This is a genomic window from Sphingobium aromaticiconvertens (genome assembly GCF_037154075.1).
GTDB classification, from domain to species: Bacteria; Pseudomonadota; Alphaproteobacteria; order Sphingomonadales; family Sphingomonadaceae; genus Sphingobium; species Sphingobium aromaticiconvertens.
This window is the reverse complement of the sequence record NZ_JBANRJ010000001.1, coordinates 3,522,871-3,544,724: the sequence shown is the minus strand read 5'-3', so window position 1 is coordinate 3,544,724 and position 21,854 is coordinate 3,522,871. Positions and strand designations below refer to the sequence as shown.

24 protein-coding genes are annotated in these 21,854 nt (G+C 61.8%); 22 read left to right on the top strand and 2 right to left on the bottom strand.

Features of this window, described 5'->3' with window-relative positions:
• Nucleotides 1–81: 81 nt before the first annotated feature.
• From tkt to thiE, 6 genes are all read left to right on the top strand, one after another.
• A complete protein-coding gene (gene tkt / locus WFR25_RS16865) occupies nucleotides 82–2,049 on the top strand; it encodes a transketolase (protein ID WP_336972465.1) in 1,968 nt (655 codons plus the stop codon).
• A 28-nt stretch (nucleotides 2,050–2,077) separates the two neighbouring features.
• Nucleotides 2,078–3,088 carry a type I glyceraldehyde-3-phosphate dehydrogenase gene (gene gap, locus WFR25_RS16860; protein WP_336972464.1) on the top strand — a complete coding sequence of 337 codons (1,011 nt, stop codon included), beginning with the start codon at nucleotides 2,078–2,080 and terminating at the stop codon, nucleotides 3,086–3,088.
• 151 nt (nucleotides 3,089–3,239) lie between these two features.
• A complete protein-coding gene (locus WFR25_RS16855; protein ID WP_336974926.1) occupies nucleotides 3,240–4,412 on the top strand; it encodes a phosphoglycerate kinase in 1,173 nt (390 codons plus the stop codon).
• A 97-nt stretch (nucleotides 4,413–4,509) separates the two neighbouring features.
• Nucleotides 4,510–5,403: a fructose bisphosphate aldolase gene (locus WFR25_RS16850; RefSeq protein ID WP_336974925.1), complete on the top strand. Its 894-nt coding sequence runs from the start codon at nucleotides 4,510–4,512 to the stop codon at nucleotides 5,401–5,403.
• Between the two features lie 9 nt (nucleotides 5,404–5,412).
• On the top strand, nucleotides 5,413–5,757 hold the full coding sequence (locus WFR25_RS16845) for a DUF2834 domain-containing protein (protein ID WP_336972462.1): 345 nt from the start codon (nucleotides 5,413–5,415) through the stop codon (nucleotides 5,755–5,757).
• 9 nt (nucleotides 5,758–5,766) lie between these two features.
• A complete protein-coding gene (gene thiE / locus WFR25_RS16840; RefSeq protein WP_336972460.1) occupies nucleotides 5,767–6,456 on the top strand; it encodes a thiamine phosphate synthase in 690 nt (229 codons plus the stop codon).
• A 48-nt stretch (nucleotides 6,457–6,504) separates the two neighbouring features.
• Here thiE and map read toward each other — a convergent pair whose 3' ends face one another.
• Both map and WFR25_RS16830 read right to left on the bottom strand, forming a co-directional pair.
• On the bottom strand, nucleotides 6,505–7,293 hold the full coding sequence (gene map / locus WFR25_RS16835; RefSeq protein WP_336972458.1) for a type I methionyl aminopeptidase: 789 nt from the start codon (nucleotides 7,291–7,293) through the stop codon (nucleotides 6,505–6,507).
• On the bottom strand, nucleotides 7,277–7,501 hold the full coding sequence (locus WFR25_RS16830) for a ParD-like family protein (RefSeq protein WP_336974924.1): 225 nt from the start codon (nucleotides 7,499–7,501) through the stop codon (nucleotides 7,277–7,279). The genes map and WFR25_RS16830 overlap by 17 nt, the downstream gene beginning before the upstream one ends.
• A gap of 116 nt (nucleotides 7,502–7,617) precedes the next feature.
• Here WFR25_RS16830 and WFR25_RS16825 point away from each other — a divergent pair, with 116 nt between their 5' ends.
• From WFR25_RS16825 to nuoK, 16 genes are all read left to right on the top strand, one after another.
• The gene (locus WFR25_RS16825; protein WP_336972457.1) at nucleotides 7,618–8,724 is read left to right on the top strand and encodes a L,D-transpeptidase family protein; all 1,107 of its coding nucleotides are present in this window, start codon (nucleotides 7,618–7,620) and stop codon (nucleotides 8,722–8,724) included.
• Between the two features lie 21 nt (nucleotides 8,725–8,745).
• Nucleotides 8,746–9,321 (top strand): M23 family metallopeptidase, encoded by a 576-nt coding sequence (locus WFR25_RS16820; protein ID WP_419723162.1) that lies wholly within the window; start codon nucleotides 8,746–8,748, stop codon nucleotides 9,319–9,321.
• A gap of 84 nt (nucleotides 9,322–9,405) precedes the next feature.
• A complete protein-coding gene (gene efp / locus WFR25_RS16815) occupies nucleotides 9,406–9,969 on the top strand; it encodes an elongation factor P (protein ID WP_336972454.1) in 564 nt (187 codons plus the stop codon).
• A gap of 151 nt (nucleotides 9,970–10,120) precedes the next feature.
• Nucleotides 10,121–10,933, top strand: coding sequence for an inositol monophosphatase family protein (locus WFR25_RS16810; protein WP_336972452.1), 813 nt, complete (start codon nucleotides 10,121–10,123; stop codon nucleotides 10,931–10,933).
• Between the two features lie 72 nt (nucleotides 10,934–11,005).
• On the top strand, nucleotides 11,006–12,172 hold the full coding sequence (locus WFR25_RS16805) for a GGDEF domain-containing protein (protein ID WP_336972451.1): 1,167 nt from the start codon (nucleotides 11,006–11,008) through the stop codon (nucleotides 12,170–12,172).
• 154 nt (nucleotides 12,173–12,326) lie between these two features.
• Nucleotides 12,327–12,701, top strand: a complete 375-nt coding sequence (locus WFR25_RS16800; protein ID WP_336972449.1) for an NADH-quinone oxidoreductase subunit A — start codon at nucleotides 12,327–12,329, stop codon at nucleotides 12,699–12,701.
• A complete protein-coding gene (locus tag WFR25_RS16795) occupies nucleotides 12,692–13,246 on the top strand; it encodes a NuoB/complex I 20 kDa subunit family protein (protein WP_336972448.1) in 555 nt (184 codons plus the stop codon). Before WFR25_RS16800 ends, WFR25_RS16795 begins: the two co-directional genes overlap by 10 nt.
• A gap of 1 nt (nucleotide 13,247) precedes the next feature.
• The gene (locus WFR25_RS16790; RefSeq protein WP_336972445.1) at nucleotides 13,248–14,126 is read left to right on the top strand and encodes an NADH-quinone oxidoreductase subunit C; all 879 of its coding nucleotides are present in this window, start codon (nucleotides 13,248–13,250) and stop codon (nucleotides 14,124–14,126) included.
• Nucleotides 14,126–15,361 (top strand): NADH-quinone oxidoreductase subunit D, encoded by a 1,236-nt coding sequence (locus tag WFR25_RS16785; protein WP_336972442.1) that lies wholly within the window; start codon nucleotides 14,126–14,128, stop codon nucleotides 15,359–15,361. The genes WFR25_RS16790 and WFR25_RS16785 overlap by 1 nt, the downstream gene beginning before the upstream one ends.
• Nucleotides 15,361–16,041: a complex I 24 kDa subunit family protein gene (locus WFR25_RS16780; RefSeq protein WP_336972440.1), complete on the top strand. Its 681-nt coding sequence runs from the start codon at nucleotides 15,361–15,363 to the stop codon at nucleotides 16,039–16,041. Before WFR25_RS16785 ends, WFR25_RS16780 begins: the two co-directional genes overlap by 1 nt.
• Complete coding sequence (nuoF, locus tag WFR25_RS16775) at nucleotides 16,038–17,366, top strand: NADH-quinone oxidoreductase subunit NuoF (protein ID WP_336972438.1); 1,329 nt, start codon at nucleotides 16,038–16,040, stop codon at nucleotides 17,364–17,366. The genes WFR25_RS16780 and nuoF overlap by 4 nt, the downstream gene beginning before the upstream one ends.
• Nucleotides 17,367–17,368: 2 nt before the next feature.
• On the top strand, nucleotides 17,369–19,375 hold the full coding sequence (nuoG, locus tag WFR25_RS16770) for an NADH-quinone oxidoreductase subunit NuoG (RefSeq protein ID WP_336972436.1): 2,007 nt from the start codon (nucleotides 17,369–17,371) through the stop codon (nucleotides 19,373–19,375).
• A complete protein-coding gene (nuoH, locus tag WFR25_RS16765) occupies nucleotides 19,372–20,421 on the top strand; it encodes an NADH-quinone oxidoreductase subunit NuoH (protein WP_336972434.1) in 1,050 nt (349 codons plus the stop codon). Before nuoG ends, nuoH begins: the two co-directional genes overlap by 4 nt.
• Complete coding sequence (nuoI, locus tag WFR25_RS16760; protein WP_336972432.1) at nucleotides 20,418–20,903, top strand: NADH-quinone oxidoreductase subunit NuoI; 486 nt, start codon at nucleotides 20,418–20,420, stop codon at nucleotides 20,901–20,903. Before nuoH ends, nuoI begins: the two co-directional genes overlap by 4 nt.
• Before the next feature lie 29 nt (nucleotides 20,904–20,932).
• Entirely contained in the window at nucleotides 20,933–21,544 is a 612-nt protein-coding gene (locus WFR25_RS16755) for an NADH-quinone oxidoreductase subunit J (protein WP_336972431.1), read from the top strand.
• Entirely contained in the window at nucleotides 21,541–21,846 is a 306-nt protein-coding gene (gene nuoK / locus WFR25_RS16750; protein ID WP_037463269.1) for an NADH-quinone oxidoreductase subunit NuoK, read from the top strand. Before WFR25_RS16755 ends, nuoK begins: the two co-directional genes overlap by 4 nt.
• Nucleotides 21,847–21,854 lie beyond the last annotated feature (8 nt).

The following is a 21,854-nucleotide window of genomic DNA, read 5'->3' as shown; positions in this document are numbered from 1 at the left end:
CACGAGACGACAAAGGAGGCCCGACCCGACTCGCCCGTTAACAATGGCCGACAAATCAGACACAGGAAGACGCCCAGCCTGATGACCGTATCCCAATCGCTGCTCGCCAACGCCATTCGTGCGCTTTCGATGGACGCCGTGCAAGCCGCTAATAGCGGGCATCCGGGTATGCCGATGGGCATGGCGGACGTGGCGACGGTGCTGTTTGGCGACTATCTGAAATTCGATCCCAGCCAGCCCAAATGGGCCGACCGCGATCGTTTCGTCCTGTCGGCGGGGCATGGGTCGATGTTGATCTATAGCCTGCTGCACCTGACCGGCTATGCGCGGCCGACGATCGAGGATATTCGCAATTTCCGCCAGCTGGGCAGCCCCTGCGCCGGCCATCCTGAAAATTTTGAGCTGGAAGGCATTGAAGCCACGACCGGCCCGCTGGGATCGGGGCTGGCGACGGCGGTTGGCATGGCCATTGCGGAGCGACACCTGAATGCGGGATTCGGCGACGATCTGGTCGATCACCGTACCTGGGTGGTCGCGGGTGACGGGTGCCTGATGGAAGGCATCAACCATGAAGCGATCGGCCTTGCCGGTCATCTGAACTTGGGCCGCCTGATCGTGCTGTGGGACGATAACAAGATCACGATCGACGGCGCGGTGTCGCTGTCGAGTAATGAGGATATTCCCGCGCGTTATCGCGCCACCGGCTGGCATGTGGTGTTGTGCGATGGTCATAATCCCGACGATGTGCGCCGCGCCCTTGACGAAGCGATCGCCGATCCGCGTCCTTCGCTGGTCGCCTGCGCCACCAAGATCGGTTACGGATCGCCCAACAAGGGCGGCACCTCCGGCGTCCACGGATCACCGCTGGGCACCGACGAAGTCGCTGCTGCCCGCACTTTCCTGGGCTGGGACGCGGCGCCGTTCGAAATTCCCGCAGAGGTCGCCGACGCCTGGCGCGCGATTGGATCGCGGGGCAAGGCTGTTCGTGCGGCATGGGAAGACAAGCTGGCAAGCCATTCGGACAAGGCGGAATTTGAGCGGCGGATGGCGGGCGAACTGCCTGCCGACTTCTCGCTGGAAGCCTATATCGACGGGCTGATCGCCAATCCGCAGAAGGTCGCGACCCGCAAGGCGAGCGAACTGGCGCTGGGCGCGATCAACGATCTGTTGCCTGAAACGCTGGGCGGATCGGCGGATCTTACCGGCTCCAACAATACCAAGACCAAGTCGACCGGGCCGTTGACGAGGGACGATTATTCGGGCCGCTATGTCTATTATGGCATCCGCGAATTCGGCATGGCCTGCGCGATGAACGGCATGGCGTTGCATGGCGGAGTCATCCCTTATGGCGGCACCTTCCTGGTCTTTTCCGACTATATGCGCGGCGGTCTTCGTCTGGCGGCGCTCCAGCAGACCCGCTCGATCTTCGTACTCACGCATGACTCGATCGGTCTGGGCGAGGATGGCCCGACCCATCAGCCTATCGAGCATGTCATGTCGCTGCGCATGATCCCCAATATGAATGTCTATCGTCCGGCCGACATTGTCGAGACGGCGGAATGCTGGGAGCTGGCGCTGAAGGATGCGACCGGCCCGTCGGTGTTGGCGCTGACCCGTCAGAACCTGCCGCAGCTTCGTACCGAAAAGAGCGAAAATCTGTGCGCCAAGGGCGCCTATCTGCTGCGCGGGGCGAAGGCCGAGCGCAAGGTTGTGCTGATCGCTACCGGGTCCGAGGTGGAGATCGCCGTCGCGACCGCTGATGCACTGGAAGCGGACGGGATCGGCGCCGACGTCGTGTCGATGCCCAGTTGGGCGCATTTCGAGGCGCAGCCGCAAGCCTATAAAGATGCGCTGTTGCCCCATCATGTGCTGCGCGTGTCGATCGAGGCGGGCACGACATTCGGCTGGGAGCGCTATACCGGTATCGCTGGACTGCGCTTTGGCATTGACGGCTTTGGTGCCTCGGCCCCGGCCGAGGATCTTTACGACCATTTCGGCCTGACGGCCGCAAAAATCGCGCCCCAGGTCAAGGCGGCGCTTAACAACTGATCTTCATTTTTATCGGGAGGCTATTGCAGTGGCAGTCAAGGTAGCAATTAACGGTTTCGGACGTATCGGTCGGCTGGTGGCGCGTGCAATTTTGCAGCGTGACGATCATGATCTGGAACTGGTCAGCATCAACGATCTTGGCGATGCCAAGTCCAACGCGCTGCTGTTCAAGCGCGACAGCGTCCACGGCGCTTTTCCCGGCGAAGTGTCGGTCGATGGCAACGACCTGATCGTCAATGGCAAGCGCATTGCCGTCACCGCCGAGCGTGACCCTGCCAACCTGCCGCACGCCGCGCAGGGTGTGGAGATCGCGCTGGAATGCACCGGCTTCTTCGCCGACAAGGAAAGCGCGTCCAAGCATCTGACCGCGGGTGCCAAGCGCGTCGTCATCTCTGCGCCTGCCAAGGGCGTGGACCGCACGGTCGTGTTCGGCGTCAACCATGACGCGCTGACCGCCGACGACATCGTCATTTCCAACGCATCATGCACCACCAACTGTCTGGCGCCGATCGCCAAGGTGCTGAACGACGCCATCGGCATCGAGCGTGGCTTGATGACCACGGTTCACAGCTATACCAACGATCAGAAGATCCTGGACCAGATCCACTCGGACCCGCGCCGCGCTCGCGCTGCTGCCATGTCGATGATCCCCACCACCACCGGCGCCGCCCGCGCCGTGGGCGAGGTTCTGCCCGAACTGAAGGGCAAGCTGGACGGCTCGTCGATCCGCGTGCCGACCCCGGACGTTTCGGTTGTCGACCTGACCTTCACGCCTTCGCGCGACACGACCGTCGAGGAAGTGAACGCCGCGCTCAAGGCGGCTGCCGAAAGCGGTCCGCTCAAGGGCGTGCTGGAATATGTGACCGATCCGCTCGTCTCGATCGACTTCATGGGCAACCCGCACAGCTCGTCGGTGGACAGCCTGGAAACGGCCGTGATCGAGGGCAAGCTGGTCCGCGTGCTCAGCTGGTACGACAATGAATGGGGCTTCTCCAACCGCATGGTCGACACGACCGGCGTGGTTGCGGGCCTGTTGTAAGTCTTTTTCCGCCGCCGGTCCCATCGACCGGCGGCGGTTTTCTAGAATATGGGTTTTACGCGATTTCCGAGTCATCAGACGATTTCGTCTGATTAGAAATCGCTCTGCGGGGAAAAAGCGCGTGGCCAAGCCATTCAAGACGCTCGATGACATGGGTGACATTTCCGGCAAGGCCGTGCTGGTCCGTGAGGATCTGAACGTGCCGATGCAGGATGGGTCCGTGACCGATGACACCCGGCTGCGCGCGGCGATGCCGACCATATTGGAACTGGCCGATCGCGGCGCCAAGGTGCTGGTCCTCGCGCATTTCGGACGGCCCAAGGGGCAGAAGAACCCGGACCTGTCCTTGAGCCGGATCACCCGCCCGCTGTCCGCCGTGCTGGGCCGGGAAGTGCAGTTCATCCCTGATTGCCAGGGTGAGGCCGCGATCGACGGCATCGCTGTCATGCGTCCGGGCGACATCGCGATCCTGGAAAATACCCGCTTCCACGCTGGCGAGGAAAAAAATGATCCCGCGCTGGTCGAGGCGATGGCCGCGATCGCCGATCTCTACGTGAACGACGCCTTTTCCGCTGCGCACCGCGCCCATGCCTCGACCGAGGGGCTGGCGCACAAGCTGCCCGCCTTTGCTGGTCGGTCGATGGAAAAGGAACTGGACGCGCTGGAAGCGGCGCTGGGCAAGCCCCAGCCTCCGGTCGCGGCGGTTGTTGGCGGCGCGAAAGTGTCGACCAAGCTCGACGTTCTCAACAATCTGGTGGCGAAGGTCGACCATCTGATCATCGGTGGCGGCATGGCCAACACCTTTCTGCACGCGCGCGGCGTCGATGTCGGCAAGTCGCTGTGCGAGAAGGATCTGGCCGCGACGGCCGAGGCGATATTGGACAAGGCCGACGAGGCTGGATGCACCATCCACCTGCCCTATGATGTGGTGGTGGCGAAGGAGTTCGCGGCCAATCCGCCATCGGTGCGGATATGCAACGTGCATGAGGTTGCCGCGGACGAGATGATCCTGGACGTCGGCCCAGCCGCTGTGGAAGCGCTGGGCGATGCGATCAAAAATTGCCGGACGCTGGTGTGGAACGGGCCGCTGGGCGCGTTCGAGATTGCGCCGTTCGATACCGCCACCGTTGCGCTGGCCCGGATCGCGGCGGCGCTGACCAAGGACGGTAGCCTGGTGTCGGTCGCCGGTGGCGGCGATACCGTCGCAGCGCTGAACCATGCGGGCGTGGCGAGCGACTTCACCTTCGTTTCGACGGCGGGCGGCGCGTTTCTTGAGTGGATGGAAGGCAAGGAATTGCCCGGTGTCCACGCATTGATGGGCTGAACGGCACCCCGGAGTTTTTCCGTCGCCCGCGCGGCGACACAACCAACAGAGCCAGTCGTCGGCTCGACGACACACCCAATAGAGAAAGTATGTGCAGATGCTGGATCAGAACATGATGGCGAAGATCGCCAACGGCCAGGGCTTTATCGCGGCGCTGGATCAAAGCGGCGGGTCGACGCCCAAGGCACTCAAGGGCTATGGCGTCGAGGAAGATGCGTGGAACAGCGACGAAGAGATGTTTGGCCTGATCCATGACATGCGTAGCCGGGTCATCACCTCGCCCTGCTTCAACGGCGAAAAGGTGCTGGGCGCGATCCTGTTCGAGCGGACGATGGACGGGCAGGCGGGCGGCAAGTCCGTGCCGCAGGCGCTGATCGAGCGTGGCGTCGTTCCCTTCATCAAGATCGACAAGGGTCTGGAAGACGAAGCCAATGGCGTTCAGATGATGAAGCCGATGCCGGATCTGGACGTGCTGCTCAAGCGCTCCAAGGCGCTGGGCGTGTTCGGCACCAAGGAGCGTTCGGTCATCAATCTGGCCAACCGCGAGGGCATCGCCGCCGTGGTCAAGCAGCAGTTCGAGATTGGTAGCCAAGTTCTCGCTGCGGGCCTGATGCCGATCATCGAGCCGGAAGTGAACATCAAGAGCGCCGAGCGTGCCGAGGCTGACCAGATTCTGCTGGAAGAAATCCTGAAGAATCTGGATGCGATGCCGGGTGACGAGAAGGTGATGCTGAAGCTGTCGCTTCCCGCCAAGGCTGGTCTGTTCGATCCGCTGGTCGATCATCCGCGCGTGCTGCGCGTGGTGGCGCTGTCGGGCGGTTTCGCGCGGCCCGAGGCCTGCGTCGAACTGGCGAAGAACCGGGGCATCATTGCCAGCTTCAGCCGTGCGCTGTTGCAGGATTTGCGTCATCAGATGAGCGAAGACGAGTTTAACGGCTCGCTGGGCGGCGCGATCGACGAGATCCACGGCGCCTCGACCGTCAAGGCGTGATCGCCTGATATGCAGGGTAGCCGGGCATGGGCCGCGACCTGGATGGTCCTGGCCCTGCTCGGCGCGCTGCTTCCCCTGACCGCGTTCCTGCCTTGGCTGGCCGCGAACGGACTGGATGTGCCGCGTTTCGTCGCGGATCTGTTCGTCAATCCGGTCAGCAGCTTCTTTGCGCTCGACGTGATGATTTCGGCGGTCGTGCTGACCGCCTTCATCATCATGCAGGGGCGTCGCGATGGCGTCCGGCCCCTCTGGCTGCCGATTGCTGCGACCTTCCTGCTTGGCATGTCCTGTGGCCTGCCGCTGTTTCTGGCGTTGCGCGAGCGGGCGCTGGTCCAGCGGGCTGCTTTGCGGTAGAGCGCGGGCATGACCGACTTTACCGATGAAGAACTGGCGCTCGACCCGCATTTCGCCGACCGCTTCGATGCGGGCTTCCGCCCGGCCTGCAAGCTGTACCTGATTTCGCCGCCGACGATCGACGCGGGTTTCGCCGATACCCTCATCGCGGCGCTGGACGGCGGGCCGGTGGCGGCGTTCCAGTTGCGTTTGAAGGGCATGGACGACCATGCGATTTTCGCGCTGGCAGAGCCTTTGCAGCGCATCTGCGCCGAGCGAGAGGTCGCCTTCATCATCAACGACAGCATCGGCCTTGCCAAGCGTCTGGGCGCTGACGGCGTGCATCTGGGGCAGGAGGATGGCGATCCGCGTGAGGCGCGTCGGGTGCTGGGGCCAAAGGTGCAGATCGGCGTGACCTGCCATGACAGTCGCCATCTGGCGATGGAAGCGGGGGAAGCCGGAGCCGATTATGTGGCGTTCGGCGCGTTCTACCCCACCACGACCAAGGAAACGACGCATCGGCCCGATCCTTCGATCCTGGGGTGGTGGACCACCTTGTTCGAACTGCCCTGCGTGGCGATTGGCGGCATCACGGCGCAGAACGCCGCGCCGCTGGTGGAGGCGCGGGCTGATTTCCTGGCGGTCAGCGGCGCAGTGTGGAACCATCCGGATGGGTCGGGCGCGGGGGTTGCAGCTTTTGAGGCGGTATTGCCGGCCTAGGGCTTGGCGGGTTTGGTGTGGCCCGTGTGAGTGTGATGCCTGACCCGCTCAGGCTGCGACTTTGATCCTGCTCATCATATCGCCTTCGTCGGGACGTAGCGTCAGCACGGACACGCCGGAGGCTGTAATGGCGACGGTGTGCTCGAACTGTGCGGAAAGCGAGCCGTCTTTCGTCACGACGGTCCAGCCATCAGCCTCGGTTCGCACACTCCGCCGCCCACGATTGAGCATCGGCTCGATCGTGAAAACCATGCCTTCACGCAGGGCAAGGCCAGTTCCCGGTTTTCCGAAATGAAGAACCTGCGGTTCCTCATGCATCTCCCGACCGATGCCGTGACCGCAATATTCACGCACTACGGAATAGCCATGTCGCTTGGCATGGCGCTCAATCGCCCAGCCGATGTCACCCAGCCGCGCGCCCGGGCGAACCGTCCGGATGCCCATCCACAGGGCTTCGTAGCTGGTCTGGACCAGCCTTCTGGCTGCGGGACTGACATTTCCCACGCAATAGGTTTTGCTGGAGTCCGCGATATAACCGTTCTTCTCAAGTGTGATGTCGAGATTGACGATATCGCCATCCCTAAGCACCTCTGATTGCGATGGAACACCATGGCAAACCACGTCGTTGACCGAAGAATTCAGCACAAAGCCATAGCCATATTGGCCCTTGCTTGCGGGGCGCGCCTGTAGATCGTCAACGATGAAACGCTCGACCATTTCATCAATCTGAAGCGTCGACATGCCCGCGAGCGAGGTTCGATCCAGCAATCCGAACACGGACGCCAGCAACCGACCGGATTCGGCCAGCAATGCCAGTTCCTCAGGCTGCTTCGTCATGTTTCACGATGGCCAGTGGTTGAACCGAAACGCCCGCGGAATTCAGCTCGCGCTTGATGATCTCGGCGAAACTGAGGGTCGGATTGATCTCGCATAACATGCCGACCTTGATCCAATAGGCGGCCTGCGCATTGATCGAGCGGAACGATACCTTGCTCGCTCTGCGCACCTGAACGTGCAGATCATCCTCTATGTTCACAATACCCATTGGGGTCTCCATATACGATTCGTATATGAAACGTATATGTTTTGTATGCAGGAAAGCCAAGGGCAGCTTTTCCCGATCTTGCGCGTTCTTGCCCGACAATAGTGGGAGAGAGCAGCTTGCGTCATTCATCGGTCTTCATCGCCGCCGTGCTGCTGTGCGGCGCGTGCAATGTTGCGGTTACGGACGGCGACAGGAGTGCGGCGCAGACGACAAATACAGCGACTCCGGCACCGAGCGCGTCCGCAACCGCCGATCCGTTCGCCTTCACCGTGATGCCGGAGCCGGGCGGGTCAGCCTTCAAACCCGAATCCTTTCTTCAGGCGCAGGTGGCTTTGGATCGGGCTGGCTTTTCGCCCGGTGTGGTCGACGGGAAGGCGGGCATGTCTTTCACGGCGGCGCTCAAGGGGTTTCAGGCCGCGAAGGGATTGCCCGAGACGGGCGACTATGACTCCAGAACGGCGGATGCCCTGTTGAAAGGGCAGGCTCGGCGGGACGTGCCGCCGACCACATGGTTGGTGCGCGTGCCCGACGGGTTCGCGCAGGGGCCGTATTTCGCCTTGCCCAAGGGGTTGAACGAACAGGCCAAATTGCCCGCCCTTGGTTATCGCAATCTGTTGGAAAAACTGGCCGAGCGCTTTCATACGACGCCGGAAGCTCTGGTGGCGATGAATGCGAAGGGCGCGAAGGTCGGGCCGGGGGCGATCATCCGCGTGCCCGCCATTCCCAATCAACCGGTGGCGAGGATCGAGGGGGATGAGAGCGGTTGGGGCACGACACTGGCCAGCCTGGCGGTCGCGGCGGATCAGCCGCAGGCCGATCATGTCGTGGTGGATAAATCGGAAGGCGTGCTGAAGGCCTTCGACAAGGACAACAGGCTGATCGCGCAATTTCCCGCGACGATGGGGTCGAGCCACGATCCGCTGCCGGTCGGCTCCTGGACGATCAAGGGCGTGAGCCGCAATCCGGTGTTCCATTATAATCCCGACCTGTTCTGGGACTCCTCGTCCAAGGATGAGAAGGCGGTGCTGAAGCCGGGACCGAACGGGCCGGTGGGCATCGTCTGGATAGACTTGTCCAAGGCCCATTATGGCATCCACGGCACGCCCGAACCCAAAACCATCGGCCGTACCGAGAGCCATGGCTGCATCCGCCTGACCAATTGGGACGCGGCGCGGTTGGCGCAGATGGTCAAGTCGGGCGTGAAGGCGGTGTTCCAGTTATGAGGAAATGCCAGCAATGAGGAAATGCCAGCAGTGAGGAAATGGACGTGGGCCGCGCTGGCGCTGCTGCTGTGCGTGGCCTTCGCGCATTTTTGCGTGCGGATCGTGCCTGGCGATGCGCCCGCTGATACGCCGGTGTCTGCCGGTGAAGGCGCTGTTCGGGAGGGGCGGTTGTTGATCCCGGTCGAGGGGGTGCCGCCCAGCGCGCTGGTCGATACGTTCACCCAGGCGCGCGAAAGTGGCGTGCGAACCCATGATGCCATCGACATCATGGCCGCGCGGGGACGGGCGGTGCTGGCCGCTGCCGATGGTCGTATCGAGCGTATTCGCTGGAGCGGGCGCGGTGGGCGGACGATTTACCAACGGTCTGCTGATGACGCGCATGTCTATTATTACGCGCATCTGGACGCCTATGCGCCGGGCCTGAAGGAAGGGCAGGCGGTGCGGCGGGGGCAGCGGCTGGCCACGGTCGGCAGTACGGGCAATGCCGACCCGGCTGGACCGCATCTGCATTTCGAAGTGCATGAGATGGGGGTCGGCGACCCCTGGTATCGCGGGCGGCCGGTCAATCCCTATCCGCTGTTGACGGCGCAGGATTAAGCGGCCCCTTGCTCTCTGGCCCAAGGCGCTATAAAGGCCGCGACCGGCTCTTTTCACCTTTAGATACACAGGCAGGTTCTTCCCATGAAGATCAGCGGCGTCGACATTCGTCCCGGCAACAATATCGAATATGAGGGCGGCCTGTGGCGCGCCGTCAAGATTCAGCACACTCAGCCCGGCAAGGGCGGCGCCTATATGCAGGTGGAACTGAAGAACCTGATCGACGGGCGCAAGAACAATGTCCGTTTCCGCTCCGCCGAAAGCGTCGAGCGCATCCGCCTGGATACGAAGGATTTTCAATATCTCTATGCCGAGGGCGACATGCTCGTCTTCATGGATCAGGAAACCTATGAGCAGATCAATCTGGCCAAGGACCTGATCGGCGATGCCGCCGACTTCCTGCAGGACGGCATGGAAGTGACGCTGGAAATGTATGAGGAGCGGCCAATTTCGGTCCAGCTTCCCGACACGATCGAAGCGACGGTTGTTGAGGCTGACGCGGTGGTCAAGGGCCAGACGGCGTCGGCCAGCTACAAGCCCGCAATCCTCGACAATGGCGTGCGCGTCATGGTGCCGCCGCATATCGTCAGCGGCACGCGCATCGTCGTCGACGTCTATGCCCGCGAATATGTGAAGCGCGCGGAATAAGCGCTGAATAAGCCCCTCTTCAGGGAGGGGAAAGGCTGGGTCGCGACCGCAGGGCGCGTTCCGACCTTGCCTCTGACGTTGCAGGCGATTGCTGCCGCAATCGCACCCACCCCCTTACCCCTCCCTTGAAAGGGAGGGGGGAGATTCGAACATGGCATCCCATTCAGGCCTTCTTACCGTCATGGAGCGCGCCGCCCGCAAGGCCGGGCAGCGCCTGCGTCGCGATTTCGGCGAGGTCGAGCATCTGCAGGTGTCCCGCAAGGGGCCGGCTGACTTTGTGTCCAAGGCTGATCATCAGGCGGAAAAGACGCTGGTCGAGGAATTGCAGCGCGCGCGGCCCGACTGGGGATTTCTGGTCGAGGAGAGTGGCGAGATTGCGGGCGACCCAACCAAGCCGCGCTGGATCATCGATCCGCTCGATGGCACCAGCAACTTCCTGCACGGCATCCCGCACTTCGCCATCTCGATCGCGGTCGAGGAGCCTTTGTACGGGGGCAAGCGCGAAGTGACGACCGGCCTGATCTATCAGCCCGTTACCGACGAAAGCTATTGGGCCGAAAAGAGCCGCGGCGCATGGCGTCACGACCAACGGCTGCGCGTGTCGGCGCGGCGTGACATGGCCGATTGCCTGATCTCTACTGGCGTTCCCTTCATGGGTCATGGCAATTTCGCTGAGTGGACACGCATTTTCGGTGCAGTCGGGCCTTCGGTCGCGGGTATCCGCCGCTTTGGCGCCGCGTCGCTCGATCTCGCCCATGTGGCGTCCGGGCGCTATGATGGTTTCTGGGAAAGCGGCCTTCAGTCCTGGGACGTTGCTGCCGGCATATTGCTGGTGCGCGAAGCGGGCGGGTTCGTTACCGATTTCCGGGGTGGCGACCAGCCGATCGAGCGTAAGGAAGTCATCGCCGGCAATGACGCGATCCACAGCAAATTGCACAAATTGGTGGCCAGCGCTCTCCGCTGATCCTGAGCTGATCTTGGGACGATATTAACTTCGGTCGCCTAGCTGCCCCTCGAAAGGAGGCGCTTTGGCGACATGAGTGGAAAGCCGGAGGATCTGATTCGGCATCGCGTGGCGATGCTCTATGGCAACGCGCTCCCCGGCGCGGCCATGAGCCTGCTGGCGACCATGATCCTTTGCCGCGTGTACTGGGCGATGGCATCGCAGGCGTTCCTGCTCGGTTGGCTCGCCTGTATCTCCATCCTGTTGGCCGTCCGCGTCTTGCTGGCGGTCAGATACAGGCAGGGTGCCGGCTATGGGCAACAGCTACGCTGGGCCTGGGTGGCCACCGGCACGGTCGGCCTGTCCGGCCTGGCCTGGGGGATGGCTGGGTTGGTGCTGGTCGGGGTGGGCACGGACGAAGCGTCGCTGTTTTTCTGCTGCATGGGCCTGGGCGCGGTGCTGACCGTGTCCGGCTATATTGCCTGGTGGCCCGCGCATCTGGCCTTTCATGTGCCGCTTTTCCTGCTGACGGCGGCGGGCTTCTTTCTGACAGGACGGTCGACGGCCCAATGGCTGGCTCTTGCCTGCATTGCGCTCTGCCTGACCTGTGCGTTCATCGGGCATCGGCTGAGTCGGATATTCGGCCGGATCCTCGACATCTCTGCCCGGAGCGAGCGGATGGCGACTGTCCTTGGTGCGCAGGCGCTGGCGCTGGAAGCGGCCAATGCAAAGCTGCGCCATCTGAGCGATACCGATTTCCTGACTGGCCTGTGGAACCGTCGGCGCATGATGGTCGAACTGACGCAGCAGCACGGCCAGCATGGTATCCTGCTGATCGATGTCGATCATTTCAAAGCCTATAATGACGAGCTGGGGCACGCGGCAGGCGATGCCTGTCTGCGGGAAGTCGCGCATGTCGCCGGTCGCGTTGTCGACCGACACGGCGGCACAATAGGCCGCCATGGCGGCGAGGAGTTTCTGGTCCTGCTGCCAGTGGCGAGCGATATGGTTGCTATCGGTGTCGCAGAGGAGTTGCGGCTCGCGATTGCGGCCATCCATGCAGGCGATGGCGTGGCGATCCCGCGTGGCGTCACCGTGAGTATTGGGGTCGCGACCGCCGATAGCGCTGTTGCGGCGTCGCTGCGTCTGGAGGCTGCGGATCGTGCGCTCTACGCCGCGAAGAAGGCGGGGCGCAATCGGGTGATGGCGTTTCGCGGACAGATCACTGTTTCTCACGCAGAAGGCCGGAGTGTGGCGTAACGCTCAAACGGTTCATGGCATTTGTCGAGTGGACAGGGTGGTCTTCCACAAATCACTGGATTTGTTGCGAATCATTCTCAGAACTTGGCCCCTTGCTTCGCATATGCAGCAGGCCTAAAGCGCCCCCAACAATCTTTTCGCCCAGGGGATACCGTTGGTCGATCTTGCCCAATATCTGCCGATCCTGATCTTTCTCGGGGTTGCCTTGCTGCTCTCAAGCGCGTTCGTGTTCCTGCCTATGCTGGTGGGGCGCCTGACTGGGGCGCATAAGCCCGACCCGGCCAAGTTGAGCGAATATGAATGCGGTTTCCCCGCGTTCGAAGAACCGCGCAGTCAGTTCGACGTCCGCTTCTATCTGGTCGCCATCCTCTTCATCATCTTCGATCTTGAGGCGGCGTTCCTGTTTCCGTGGGCGGTTAGCCTCGACCAGATCGGCTGGACCGGCTGGGCGACGATGATGATTTTCATAGCGGAGCTGGTGCTCGGCCTCGTCTATGCGTGGAAGAAGGGAGCACTCGATTGGGAGTAGAACTCACTAGCCCTGCGCCCGGCACCGTGCCCGCGCTGGGAACCCAGCCCGACCAGGACTTCTTCAATGCGCTGAACAATGAAGTCAGTGACAAGGGTTTCCTTGTTACCTCGACCGAGGACCTGTTCACCTGGGCCCGTACCGGTTCGCTGTGGTGGATGACCTTTGGTCTGGCCTGCTGCGCAGTCGAGATGATCCACGTCAACATGCCGCGGTATGACATGGAGCGCTTTGGCGCGGCGCCGCGTGCGTCCCCGCGCCAGTCGGACGTGATGATAGTCGCGGGCACCTTGTGCAACAAGATGGCTCCCGCGTTGCGCAAGGTTTACGACCAGATGTCTGAACCGAAATATGTGATTTCCATGGGCTCGTGCGCGAACGGCGGCGGCTATTATCATTATAGCTACAGCGTCGTGCGTGGGTGCGACCGGATCGTGCCCGTGGACATCTATGTTCCCGGCTGCCCGCCGACTGCCGAAGCGTTGCTCTATGGCGTGATGCAGTTGCAGCGGAAGATTCGCCGCATTGGGACGATTGAGCGCTAAGATGGGTCATTCTGCACCGAAGATCGCGGTCATTGACGGTATCGCCGAGGAAATCGGCGCGCTGTTGGGCGCCATGCTGGTCGAAACCGTCGATCATGCCGATGAACTGAGTTTTACGGTCTTGCGCGATAGCCTGGCCGAAGCGCTGGCGCTGCTGCGCGACCGCGCGCAGTATCAGCAACTGATGGAAATTGCCGGGGTCGATTACCCCGAACGGGCCGAGCGGTTCGAGGTGGTCTATCACCTGCTGTCCGTCACCCGGAACCATCGCATCCGCGTCAAGGTATCGACCGATGAGGATCAGCCGGTCCCCACCGTCACGCACATCTGGCCGGTTGCCGGCTGGCTGGAGCGCGAAGTGTTCGACATGTATGGCGTGATCTTTTCGGGCAACACCGATCTGCGTCGCATCCTGACCGACTATGGGTTCAAGGGCTATCCGCAGCGCAAGGATTTCCCGCTGACAGGCTATGTCGAGCTGCGCTATTCGGAAGAAGCCAAGCGCGTCGTCTATGAGCCGGTGAAGCTGGCGCAGGATTTCCGCAGCTTCGACTTCATGAGCCCGTGGGAAGGCGCGCAATATGTGCTGCCGGGTGACGAGAAGGTCGCTGCGCCAGCGGCTCCGGCCCCCGCGCCGCCGCCTCCACCGCCCGCACCTGCCGCCAAGGTGGAAACGCCCAAGGTGACGGAAAAGCCCGCCGACACCGGTGCCGGTGAACCCGCGAACACCGAAGCCAAGAAGAAATCGCCCGCCAGGCCGAAAAAGGCCGCGGCGGAGACGGATGAAGGCAAGGGCGTGGCCAAACCCGCAGCTGAAAAGCCCAAGCGCAAGCCTGCCGCCCCCAAAAAGGCGCCGAAAGAGAATGGGGGTGACGCCTGATGTCCAACTATCTCGACGAAATGGAGCATCGCACCGACGCGGCCGATCCGACGCTGGGTGATACCGAAATCCAGAATTACACGATCAACTTCGGTCCGCAGCACCCCGCGGCGCATGGCGTTTTGCGCCTCGTCATGGAACTGGACGGCGAAATCGTGGAGCGCTGCGATCCGCATGTCGGCCTGCTCCATCGCGGTACCGAAAAGCTGATCGAGTATAAGACCTATCTTCAGGCGTTGCCCTATTTCGACCGGCTGGACTATTGTTCGCCGCTCGGCATGGAGCATAGCTATGTGCTGGCGATCGAGAAGCTGCTCGATCTGGAAGTGCCGTTGCGCGCGCAGTATTTGCGCGTGTTCTTCGCTGAACTGACCCGTATCTGCAATCACATGCTGAACCTGGGGTCGCATGTCATGGACGTTGGCGCGATGACGCCGAACCTGTGGATGTTCGAAATTCGCGAGGATTGCCTCAACTTCTTCGAGCGGGCCTCGGGTGCGCGTATGCACAGCGCCTATTTCCGGCCCGGCGGCGTGCATCAGGATGTGCCACTCAAGCTGCTCACCGACATTGGTGACTGGCTCGACACGCGCTTGCCGCGCTTGTTCGAGGATGCGATTTCGCTGGTCGCGGACAATCGCATCTTCAAGCAGCGCAATGTCGACATCGCCATCGTCAGTAAGGAAGACGCGCTAAAATGGGGCTTTTCAGGGCCAATGATCCGTGGTTCGGGCATCCCCTGGGATCTCCGCAAGTCGCAGCCCTATGACGTTTATGACCGGATGGAGTTCGACGTGCCCGTCGGTACCCGGTTCGACTGCTACGACCGTTTCATGGTGCGTGTGGAGGAGGTCCGTCAGTCCGCGCGGATTATGAAGCAGTGCCTCAACGAGATGCCCGAAGGGCCGATCGCCAGCTTTGACCGCAAGGTGGTGCCGCCCAAACGCGGCGAGATGAAGCGCTCGATGGAAGCGCTCATTCACCATTTCAAACTCTATACCGAGGGCTTCCATGTGCCTGCAGGCGAGGTCTATGTCGCGACCGAAAGTCCCAAGGGCGAGTTCGGCGTCTATCTGGTCAGCGACGGGTCGAACAAACCCTATCGCTGCAAGATTCGCCCGACCGCCTTCTCACACCTGCAAGCCATGGACTTCATGTTGAAGGGCCACATGCTCGCCGATACAACCGCTGTACTGGGCGCGATGGATATCGTGTTCGGAGAATGTGACCGCTAATGGCTGACGCAATTCATATCCCCGACGAAGCCGAAACCCGTGCGCGTTGGGGCGCGTTCGCGTGGACGCCCGAAAATGCCGAGCAGGCGAAAGTTGTGATCGGTCGTTATCCGCCCGGTCGCCAGCAGTCGGCGGTGATGCCGTTGCTCGATCTCGCCCAGCGGCAGGTCGGCGCGGAGACGCAGACGCAAGGCTGGCTGCCGGTGCCGGTGATGGAGTTTATCGGCGACCAGCTCGATATGCCCTATATGCGCGTATATGAAGTCGCGACCTTTTACACCATGTATAACCTCGCGCCGGTGGGCCGTTATCATGTGCAGGTGTGCGGTACGACGCCCTGCATGTTGCGCGGGTCAGACGATGTGTTTTCGGCGTGCAAGAATAAGGGGCTGGTTAAGGGCGGGACGACGCCGGATGGCCTGTTTACCCTGACCGAAGTCGAATGTCTGGGGGCCTGCGCCAACGCGCCGATGGTCCAGATCAACGACGATAATTTCGAAGACCTGACCTATGACAGCATGAGCGCGATCCTGGAGGATTTGGCGACCGGCAAGCAGCCCAAGATCGGACCGCAGATTGATCGGCAGACGAGCTGTCCCGAAGGTGGCCCGACCACGCTGAAAGAGATGGTCACGGAAAACCACGACTATCGCGGCCAATGGGGAGGAGCACGGGCATGACCGACGCACCCGCACAGGCTTCGTTCGTTGGCCCGCTGGCTGACAAGGATCGCATCTTCACCAACGTCCATGGCTTTCAGGACTGGGGCGTGGACGCCGCTTGTCTGCGTGGCGACTGGGATAATACCAAGGCGCTGCTGGCGCTGGGCCAGGACACGATCATCGACAGGATGAAGGCGTCCGGCCTGCGTGGCCGTGGTGGCGCGGGCTTCCCGACCGGCATGAAGTGGAGCTTCATGCCCAAGGAAAGCAAGGATGGCCGTCCGAGCTTCCTGGTTATCAACGCCGACGAATCCGAGCCGGGGTCTTGCAAGGACCGTGAGATCATCCGCCATGATCCCCATAAGCTGATCGAGGGTGCGCTGGTCGCCGGTTTCGCGATGCGCGCGCGGGCCGCGTACATCTATATTCGCGGCGAGTTCATCTATGAGGCGAAGGTCCTCTTCGCCGCCGTCGAGCAGGCCTATGCCAAGGGTTTCATCGGCAAAAATGCCTGCGGCTCCGGCTATGATTTCGACGTGTTCGTCCATCGCGGCGCGGGCGCCTATATCTGCGGCGAGGAAACCGCGCAGATCGAGAGCCTGGAAGGCAAGAAGGGCCAGCCACGCCTGAAGCCGCCTTTCCCGGCAGGTGCGGGCCTCTATGGCTGCCCGACGACGGTGAACAACGTAGAGAGCATCGCGGTCGCGCCGACGATCCTGCGGCGCGGGCCGGAATGGTTTGCGGGCATCGGTCGTCCGGGTAATGTCGGCACCAAGCTGTTCCAGATCAGCGGCCATGTGAACAAGCCCTGCGTCGTTGAAGAGGCGATGGGCATTCCGTTCAAGGAACTGATCGACCGGCATTGCGGGGGCATTCGCGGCGGCTGGGACAATCTGCTCGCGGTGATTCCGGGCGGTTCCTCGGTGCCGCTGGTGCCTGCGCGGGAGATTATGGACGCGCCGATGGATTTTGACGGGTTGAAGGCGCTCGGTTCCGGCCTTGGCACCGCGGCCGTCATTGTCATGGACAAATCTACCGACATCGTCCGCGCCATTTCGCGCCTGTCCTACTTCTACAAGCATGAAAGCTGCGGTCAGTGCACGCCGTGCCGCGAAGGCACAGGCTGGATGTGGCGCGTGATGGAACGGCTGCGCTCGGGCGAAGCGGACATCCGCGAGATCGACATGTTGCAGGAAGTGACCAAGCAGGTCGAAGGTCACACCATCTGCGCGCTGGGCGACGCGGCGGCCTGGCCGATCCAGGGCCTGATCAAGCATTTCCGCCCCGAAATCGAGCGGCGGATCAATGAGCGTGGCGCCCCCGTGATGGAGGCTGCGGAGTAATCATGCCTAAAGTAACCGTCGACGGCGTAGAACTGGAAGTCCCGCAGGGCGCTACCGTCCTTCAGGCGTGCGAACTGGCCGGGAAGGAAATCCCGCGCTTCTGCTATCATGAGCGGCTGAGCATTGCGGGCAATTGCCGTATGTGCCTGGTCGAGGTGAAGCCCGGGCCGCCCAAGCCGCAGGCAAGCTGCGCGCTGCCCGCTGCCGAGGGGCAGGACATTCGCACCGACAGCCAGATGGTCAAGAAGGCGCGCGAAGGGGTGATGGAGTTTTTGCTCATCAACCATCCGCTCGACTGCCCGATCTGCGATCAGGGCGGCGAATGCGATCTTCAGGACCAGTCGGTGGCCTATGGCCGCGGCGCGTCGCGCTATGACGAGAATAAGCGCGCCGTTACCGAAAAGAATATGGGTCCGATCGTCAAGACGGTGATGACCCGCTGCATCCAGTGCACCCGTTGCGTGCGCTTTGCCGAGGAAGTCGCGGGCGTGCCGGAAATCGGCGCGATCGGACGTGGCGAGAATATGCAGATCACCACCTATCTCGAAAAGGCCGCCAAGAGCGAATTGTCGGGCAATGTGGTCGACCTGTGCCCGGTCGGTGCGCTGACGTCGAAGCCTTACGCATTCGAGGCGCGTCCGTGGGAACTCAAATATACCCATGCGATCGACGTGATGGATGCGCTGGGCACCAATATCCGCCTCGACAGTCGGGGCCGTCAGGTGCTACGCGCCGTGCCGCGTATCAATGACGACGTGAATGAGGAATGGGCGTCGGACAAGACCCGCCATGCGGTCGATGGTCTGGTCCGCAAGCGCCTCGACAAGCCTTATGTCCGCAAGGACGGCAAGCTGATCCCGGCGACGTGGAACGAGGCTTTTGCGGCGATTGCAGCGGTCCAGCATGGTGGCAGCGTTGCCGCGATCGCGGGCGATCTGCTCGATTGCGAGACGATGTTCGCGGGCAAGCTGCTGGTCGAAAAGCTCGGCGGCACGATGCTGGAAGGGCGTCAGACCGGCCTTGCCTATGATGTGTCCAGTCTGTCGGCGGTCAATTTCAACACGACGCTGAACGGCATTGAGACAGCGGACGTGATCCTGCTGGTCGGCACCAATTTGCGCTGGGAAGCGCCGCTGGTGAACACGCGCATCCGCAAGGCGATCAAGAAGGGTGCGAAGGTTTTTGGCATCGGCCCGGAAGTCGACCTGACCTACAAGGTCGAGTGGCTGGGCAATGATGCGTCGCTGCTCGCCAAGCTGCCCAAGGCGGTGGTCGAGGCGTTCGGGAAGGCCGCGCGGCCTGCGATGATCGTGGGCGGCGGCGTGCTGGCGAAGGACGGTGCGCATGGCGATACGCTGGCGCTGGTCGAGACGTTGGGCCTGGTGAAAGAGGGCTGGAACGGCTATAACGTCCTGCATTTCGCGGCGGCGCGCATGGGTGGGCTAATGCTTGGCTATGCGACGGATGGTGGGATCAAGGCAATTGCCGCGGCCAGGCCGAAGCTGCTTTTCTCGTTGGGTGCCGACGAGGTCGATTATGCGGCCTTCGAGGACAGTTTTAAAGTCTATGTCGGCCATCATGGCGACAAGGGCGCGCATTCCGCAGACGTGATCCTGCCGGGCGCGAGCTATGCCGAAAAGGCTGGCACCTACGTCAATCTGGAAGGCCGCGTGCAGCAGGGTGAAAAGGCCGTGTTCGCGCCGGGCGATGCCCGCGAAGACTGGTCGATCCTGCGGGCATTGTCCGAAGCGCTGGGAGCCAGGCTGCCATTCGACAGCTTTGATGCGCTGCGTGCGGAGATGGCCAAGGCTGTGCCCGTGCTGGGCGAGCAGGGGTTGGCCAGCTATGGCTGGTCGGTTCCAAAGCTGGCCACCGGCGCGAGCGGAGAATTTGGTTCGCCGATCAAGGATTTCTACCTCACCAATGCCATTTGCCGCGCCAGTCCGACGATGCAGCAATGCTCGGCCGAACTGGTCCATGGCGTCGACTATGCGGAGGCCGCAGAGTGACCGCGCTTTTCGTTTCGTGGGGCGCGCCGTTCGGTCTCGCCTGGTTCCTGTCGACGATCATCGGCATTTTGGTGATTGCGCTGCCGCTGATGCTGGCGGTCGCGATGATCATCTATGCCGACCGCAAGATCTGGGCGGCGATGGCGCTGCGCCGTGGTCCCAACGTCGTTGGTCCCTTCGGTCTGCTCCAGTCCTTCGCGGACGGCGCCAAAGTGTTCCTGCAGGAAACCATCATCCCGTCGGCGGCGAACAAGACATTGTTCATCATCGCGCCGATCATCACCTTCACGGTGGCGCTGATGGCCTGGGCGGTGATACCGTTTCAGGTGGGCGTGGTGCTGGCGAACATCAATGTCGGCCTGCTCTACATTTTGGCGATCAGTTCGCTGGGCGTGTACGGCATCGTGCTGGCGGGCTGGGCGTCCAACTCCAAATATCCCTTTTATTCCGCGATCCGCGCCAGCGCGCAGATGATTTCCTATGAAGTCTCGATCGGCTTCATCATCATCACCGTGGTGCTGTGGGCGGGCAGCTTCAACCTGACCGCGATCGTCGAGAGCCAAAGGGGCTATTATGGTTTCATCAACGGCAACGGTTTCAACCCGCTGTTGTTTCCGATGGCGATCATGTTCCTGATTTCGGCCTTGGCGGAGACTGCGCGCGCTCCGTTCGATCTGACCGAGGCTGAATCCGAGCTGGTTGCAGGCTATCAGACCGAATATTCGTCGATGGCTTTCGCGCTCTATTGGCTTGGCGAATATGCCAACGTGCTGCTGATGTGCACGCTCAACGCCATATTGTTCTGGGGCGGATATCTGCCACCGTTCGACTGGGCGCCGCTCTATTATGTGCCGGGCATCCTCTGGCTGTTCGCCAAGATCCTGTTCTTCTTCTTCGTCTTCTCCTGGGTGAAGGCGACGGTACCCCGTTACCGTTATGACCAGTTGATGCGGCTGGGCTGGAAGATTTTCCTGCCGACCTCGCTCTTCTTCGTCTTTCTGGTTTCAGGCTTCCTCATGCTGACGCGCTATGGAGGCGCACAATGAGCCTCGCTTATTACGTCAAGTCGTTCACGCTCTGGGAGTTTGTGAAGGCGCACTGGTTGACCTTGAAGTATTTCTTCAAGCCCAAGGCGACGATCAACTATCCCTATGAGAAGAACCCGATTTCGCCGCGGTTCCGGGGAGAGCATGCGTTGCGCCGCTATCCCAATGGGGAAGAGCGCTGTATCGCGTGCAAGCTGTGCGAGGCCGTGTGTCCGGCGCAGGCGATCACCATCGAGGCGCAGCCGCGCGACGATGGCAGCCGCCGCACGACACGCTACGACATCGACATGACCAAGTGCATCTATTGCGGCTTCTGTCAGGAAGCTTGCCCGGTGGACGCGGTCGTGGAAGGCCCGAACTTCGAGTTCGCGACCGAAACCCGCGAGGAGCTGATCTATGACAAGGCCAAGCTCCTCGAAAACGGTGACAAGTGGGAACGCGCGATCGCCGCGAACCTTGCCGCCGATGCACCCTATCGTTAAGCCGCGCGCGCCAAGGGGATATTGATCCAGTGATTCACGTGCTTGCCTTTTACCTGTTCGCCATTCTGGTGGTGAGCAGCGGCGCGCTCACCATCCTGTCGCGCAATCCGGTCCATTCGGTGCTGTGGCTGATTATGGCGTTCTTCAACGCTGCGGGCCTGATGGTATTGCTGGGCGCCGAGTTCATCGCGATGCTGCTGATCATCGTCTATGTGGGCGCGGTCGCGGTGCTGTTCCTGTTCGTGGTCATGATGCTCGACATCGACTTTGCCGAACTGCGCGCGGGTTTTGTCGATTATCTGCCGTTCGGCATGCTGATCGCGCTGGTGCTGCTGGCCGAAATCGTGCTGGGCATCGGTATCTGGAGCGCCGGGCCGCTTGAACTGGCGCAGCGCGCGGCGCCGATGAATGGCGAGCTTTCCAATATCCAGGCAATCGGGGGTGTACTCTACACCCGCTACATCTTCCTGTTCGAAGCTGCGGGCATCGTCCTGCTGGTCGCGATGATCGGTGCGATCGTGCTGACCCATCGTGCCCGTGGCGGCGTGAAGGGCCAGAATATCGCCAGGCAGAACCGCCGCCGTCCGCAGGACGCGGTCCGCAATATCAATCAGCCTGTAGGGCAGGGGGTGGAGCTGTGATCGGCCTTCAACATTATCTGGTCGTCAGCGCGATCCTGTTCGTGATGGGGGTACTGGGCATCTTCATCAATCGCAAGAATGTGATCATCATACTGATGGCGATCGAACTGATCCTGCTCAGCGTGAACATCAATCTGGTCGCCTTCAGCGCCTTCCTGGGCGATCTGGTCGGTCAGGTGTTCAGCATGTTCGTGCTGACCGTCGCGGCGGGTGAGGCGGCCATCGGGCTTGCCATCCTCGTCATCTATTTCCGTGGTCGTGGCACCATTGCCGTCGACGATGTCAACCGGATGAAGGGCTGAGCCTCCTG

Bases quoted from the DNA above. Each gene is read 5' to 3' on its own strand.
- tkt (WP_336972465.1), top strand. From the start codon at position 82: ATGACCGTATCCCAATCGCTGCTCGCCAACGCCATTCGTGCGCTTTCG.
- WFR25_RS16855 (WP_336974926.1), top strand. From the start codon at position 3,240: ATGGGTGACATTTCCGGCAAGGCCGTGCTGGTCCGTGAGGATCTGAAC.
- WFR25_RS16850 (WP_336974925.1), top strand. From the start codon at position 4,510: ATGCTGGATCAGAACATGATGGCGAAGATCGCCAACGGCCAGGGCTTT.
- WFR25_RS16845 (WP_336972462.1), top strand. From the start codon at position 5,413: ATGCAGGGTAGCCGGGCATGGGCCGCGACCTGGATGGTCCTGGCCCTG.
- thiE (WP_336972460.1), top strand. From the start codon at position 5,767: ATGACCGACTTTACCGATGAAGAACTGGCGCTCGACCCGCATTTCGCC.
- map (WP_336972458.1), bottom strand. From the start codon at position 7,293: ATGACGAAGCAGCCTGAGGAACTGGCATTGCTGGCCGAATCCGGTCGG.
- WFR25_RS16830 (WP_336974924.1), bottom strand. From the start codon at position 7,501: ATGGGTATTGTGAACATAGAGGATGATCTGCACGTTCAGGTGCGCAGA.
- WFR25_RS16820 (WP_419723162.1), top strand. From the start codon at position 8,746: ATGCCAGCAGTGAGGAAATGGACGTGGGCCGCGCTGGCGCTGCTGCTG.
- efp (WP_336972454.1), top strand. From the start codon at position 9,406: ATGAAGATCAGCGGCGTCGACATTCGTCCCGGCAACAATATCGAATAT.
- WFR25_RS16810 (WP_336972452.1), top strand. From the start codon at position 10,121: ATGGCATCCCATTCAGGCCTTCTTACCGTCATGGAGCGCGCCGCCCGC.
- WFR25_RS16805 (WP_336972451.1), top strand. From the start codon at position 11,006: ATGAGTGGAAAGCCGGAGGATCTGATTCGGCATCGCGTGGCGATGCTC.
- WFR25_RS16790 (WP_336972445.1), top strand. From the start codon at position 13,248: ATGGGTCATTCTGCACCGAAGATCGCGGTCATTGACGGTATCGCCGAG.
- WFR25_RS16785 (WP_336972442.1), top strand. From the start codon at position 14,126: ATGTCCAACTATCTCGACGAAATGGAGCATCGCACCGACGCGGCCGAT.
- WFR25_RS16780 (WP_336972440.1), top strand. From the start codon at position 15,361: ATGGCTGACGCAATTCATATCCCCGACGAAGCCGAAACCCGTGCGCGT.
- nuoF (WP_336972438.1), top strand. From the start codon at position 16,038: ATGACCGACGCACCCGCACAGGCTTCGTTCGTTGGCCCGCTGGCTGAC.
- nuoG (WP_336972436.1), top strand. From the start codon at position 17,369: ATGCCTAAAGTAACCGTCGACGGCGTAGAACTGGAAGTCCCGCAGGGC.
- nuoI (WP_336972432.1), top strand. From the start codon at position 20,418: ATGAGCCTCGCTTATTACGTCAAGTCGTTCACGCTCTGGGAGTTTGTG.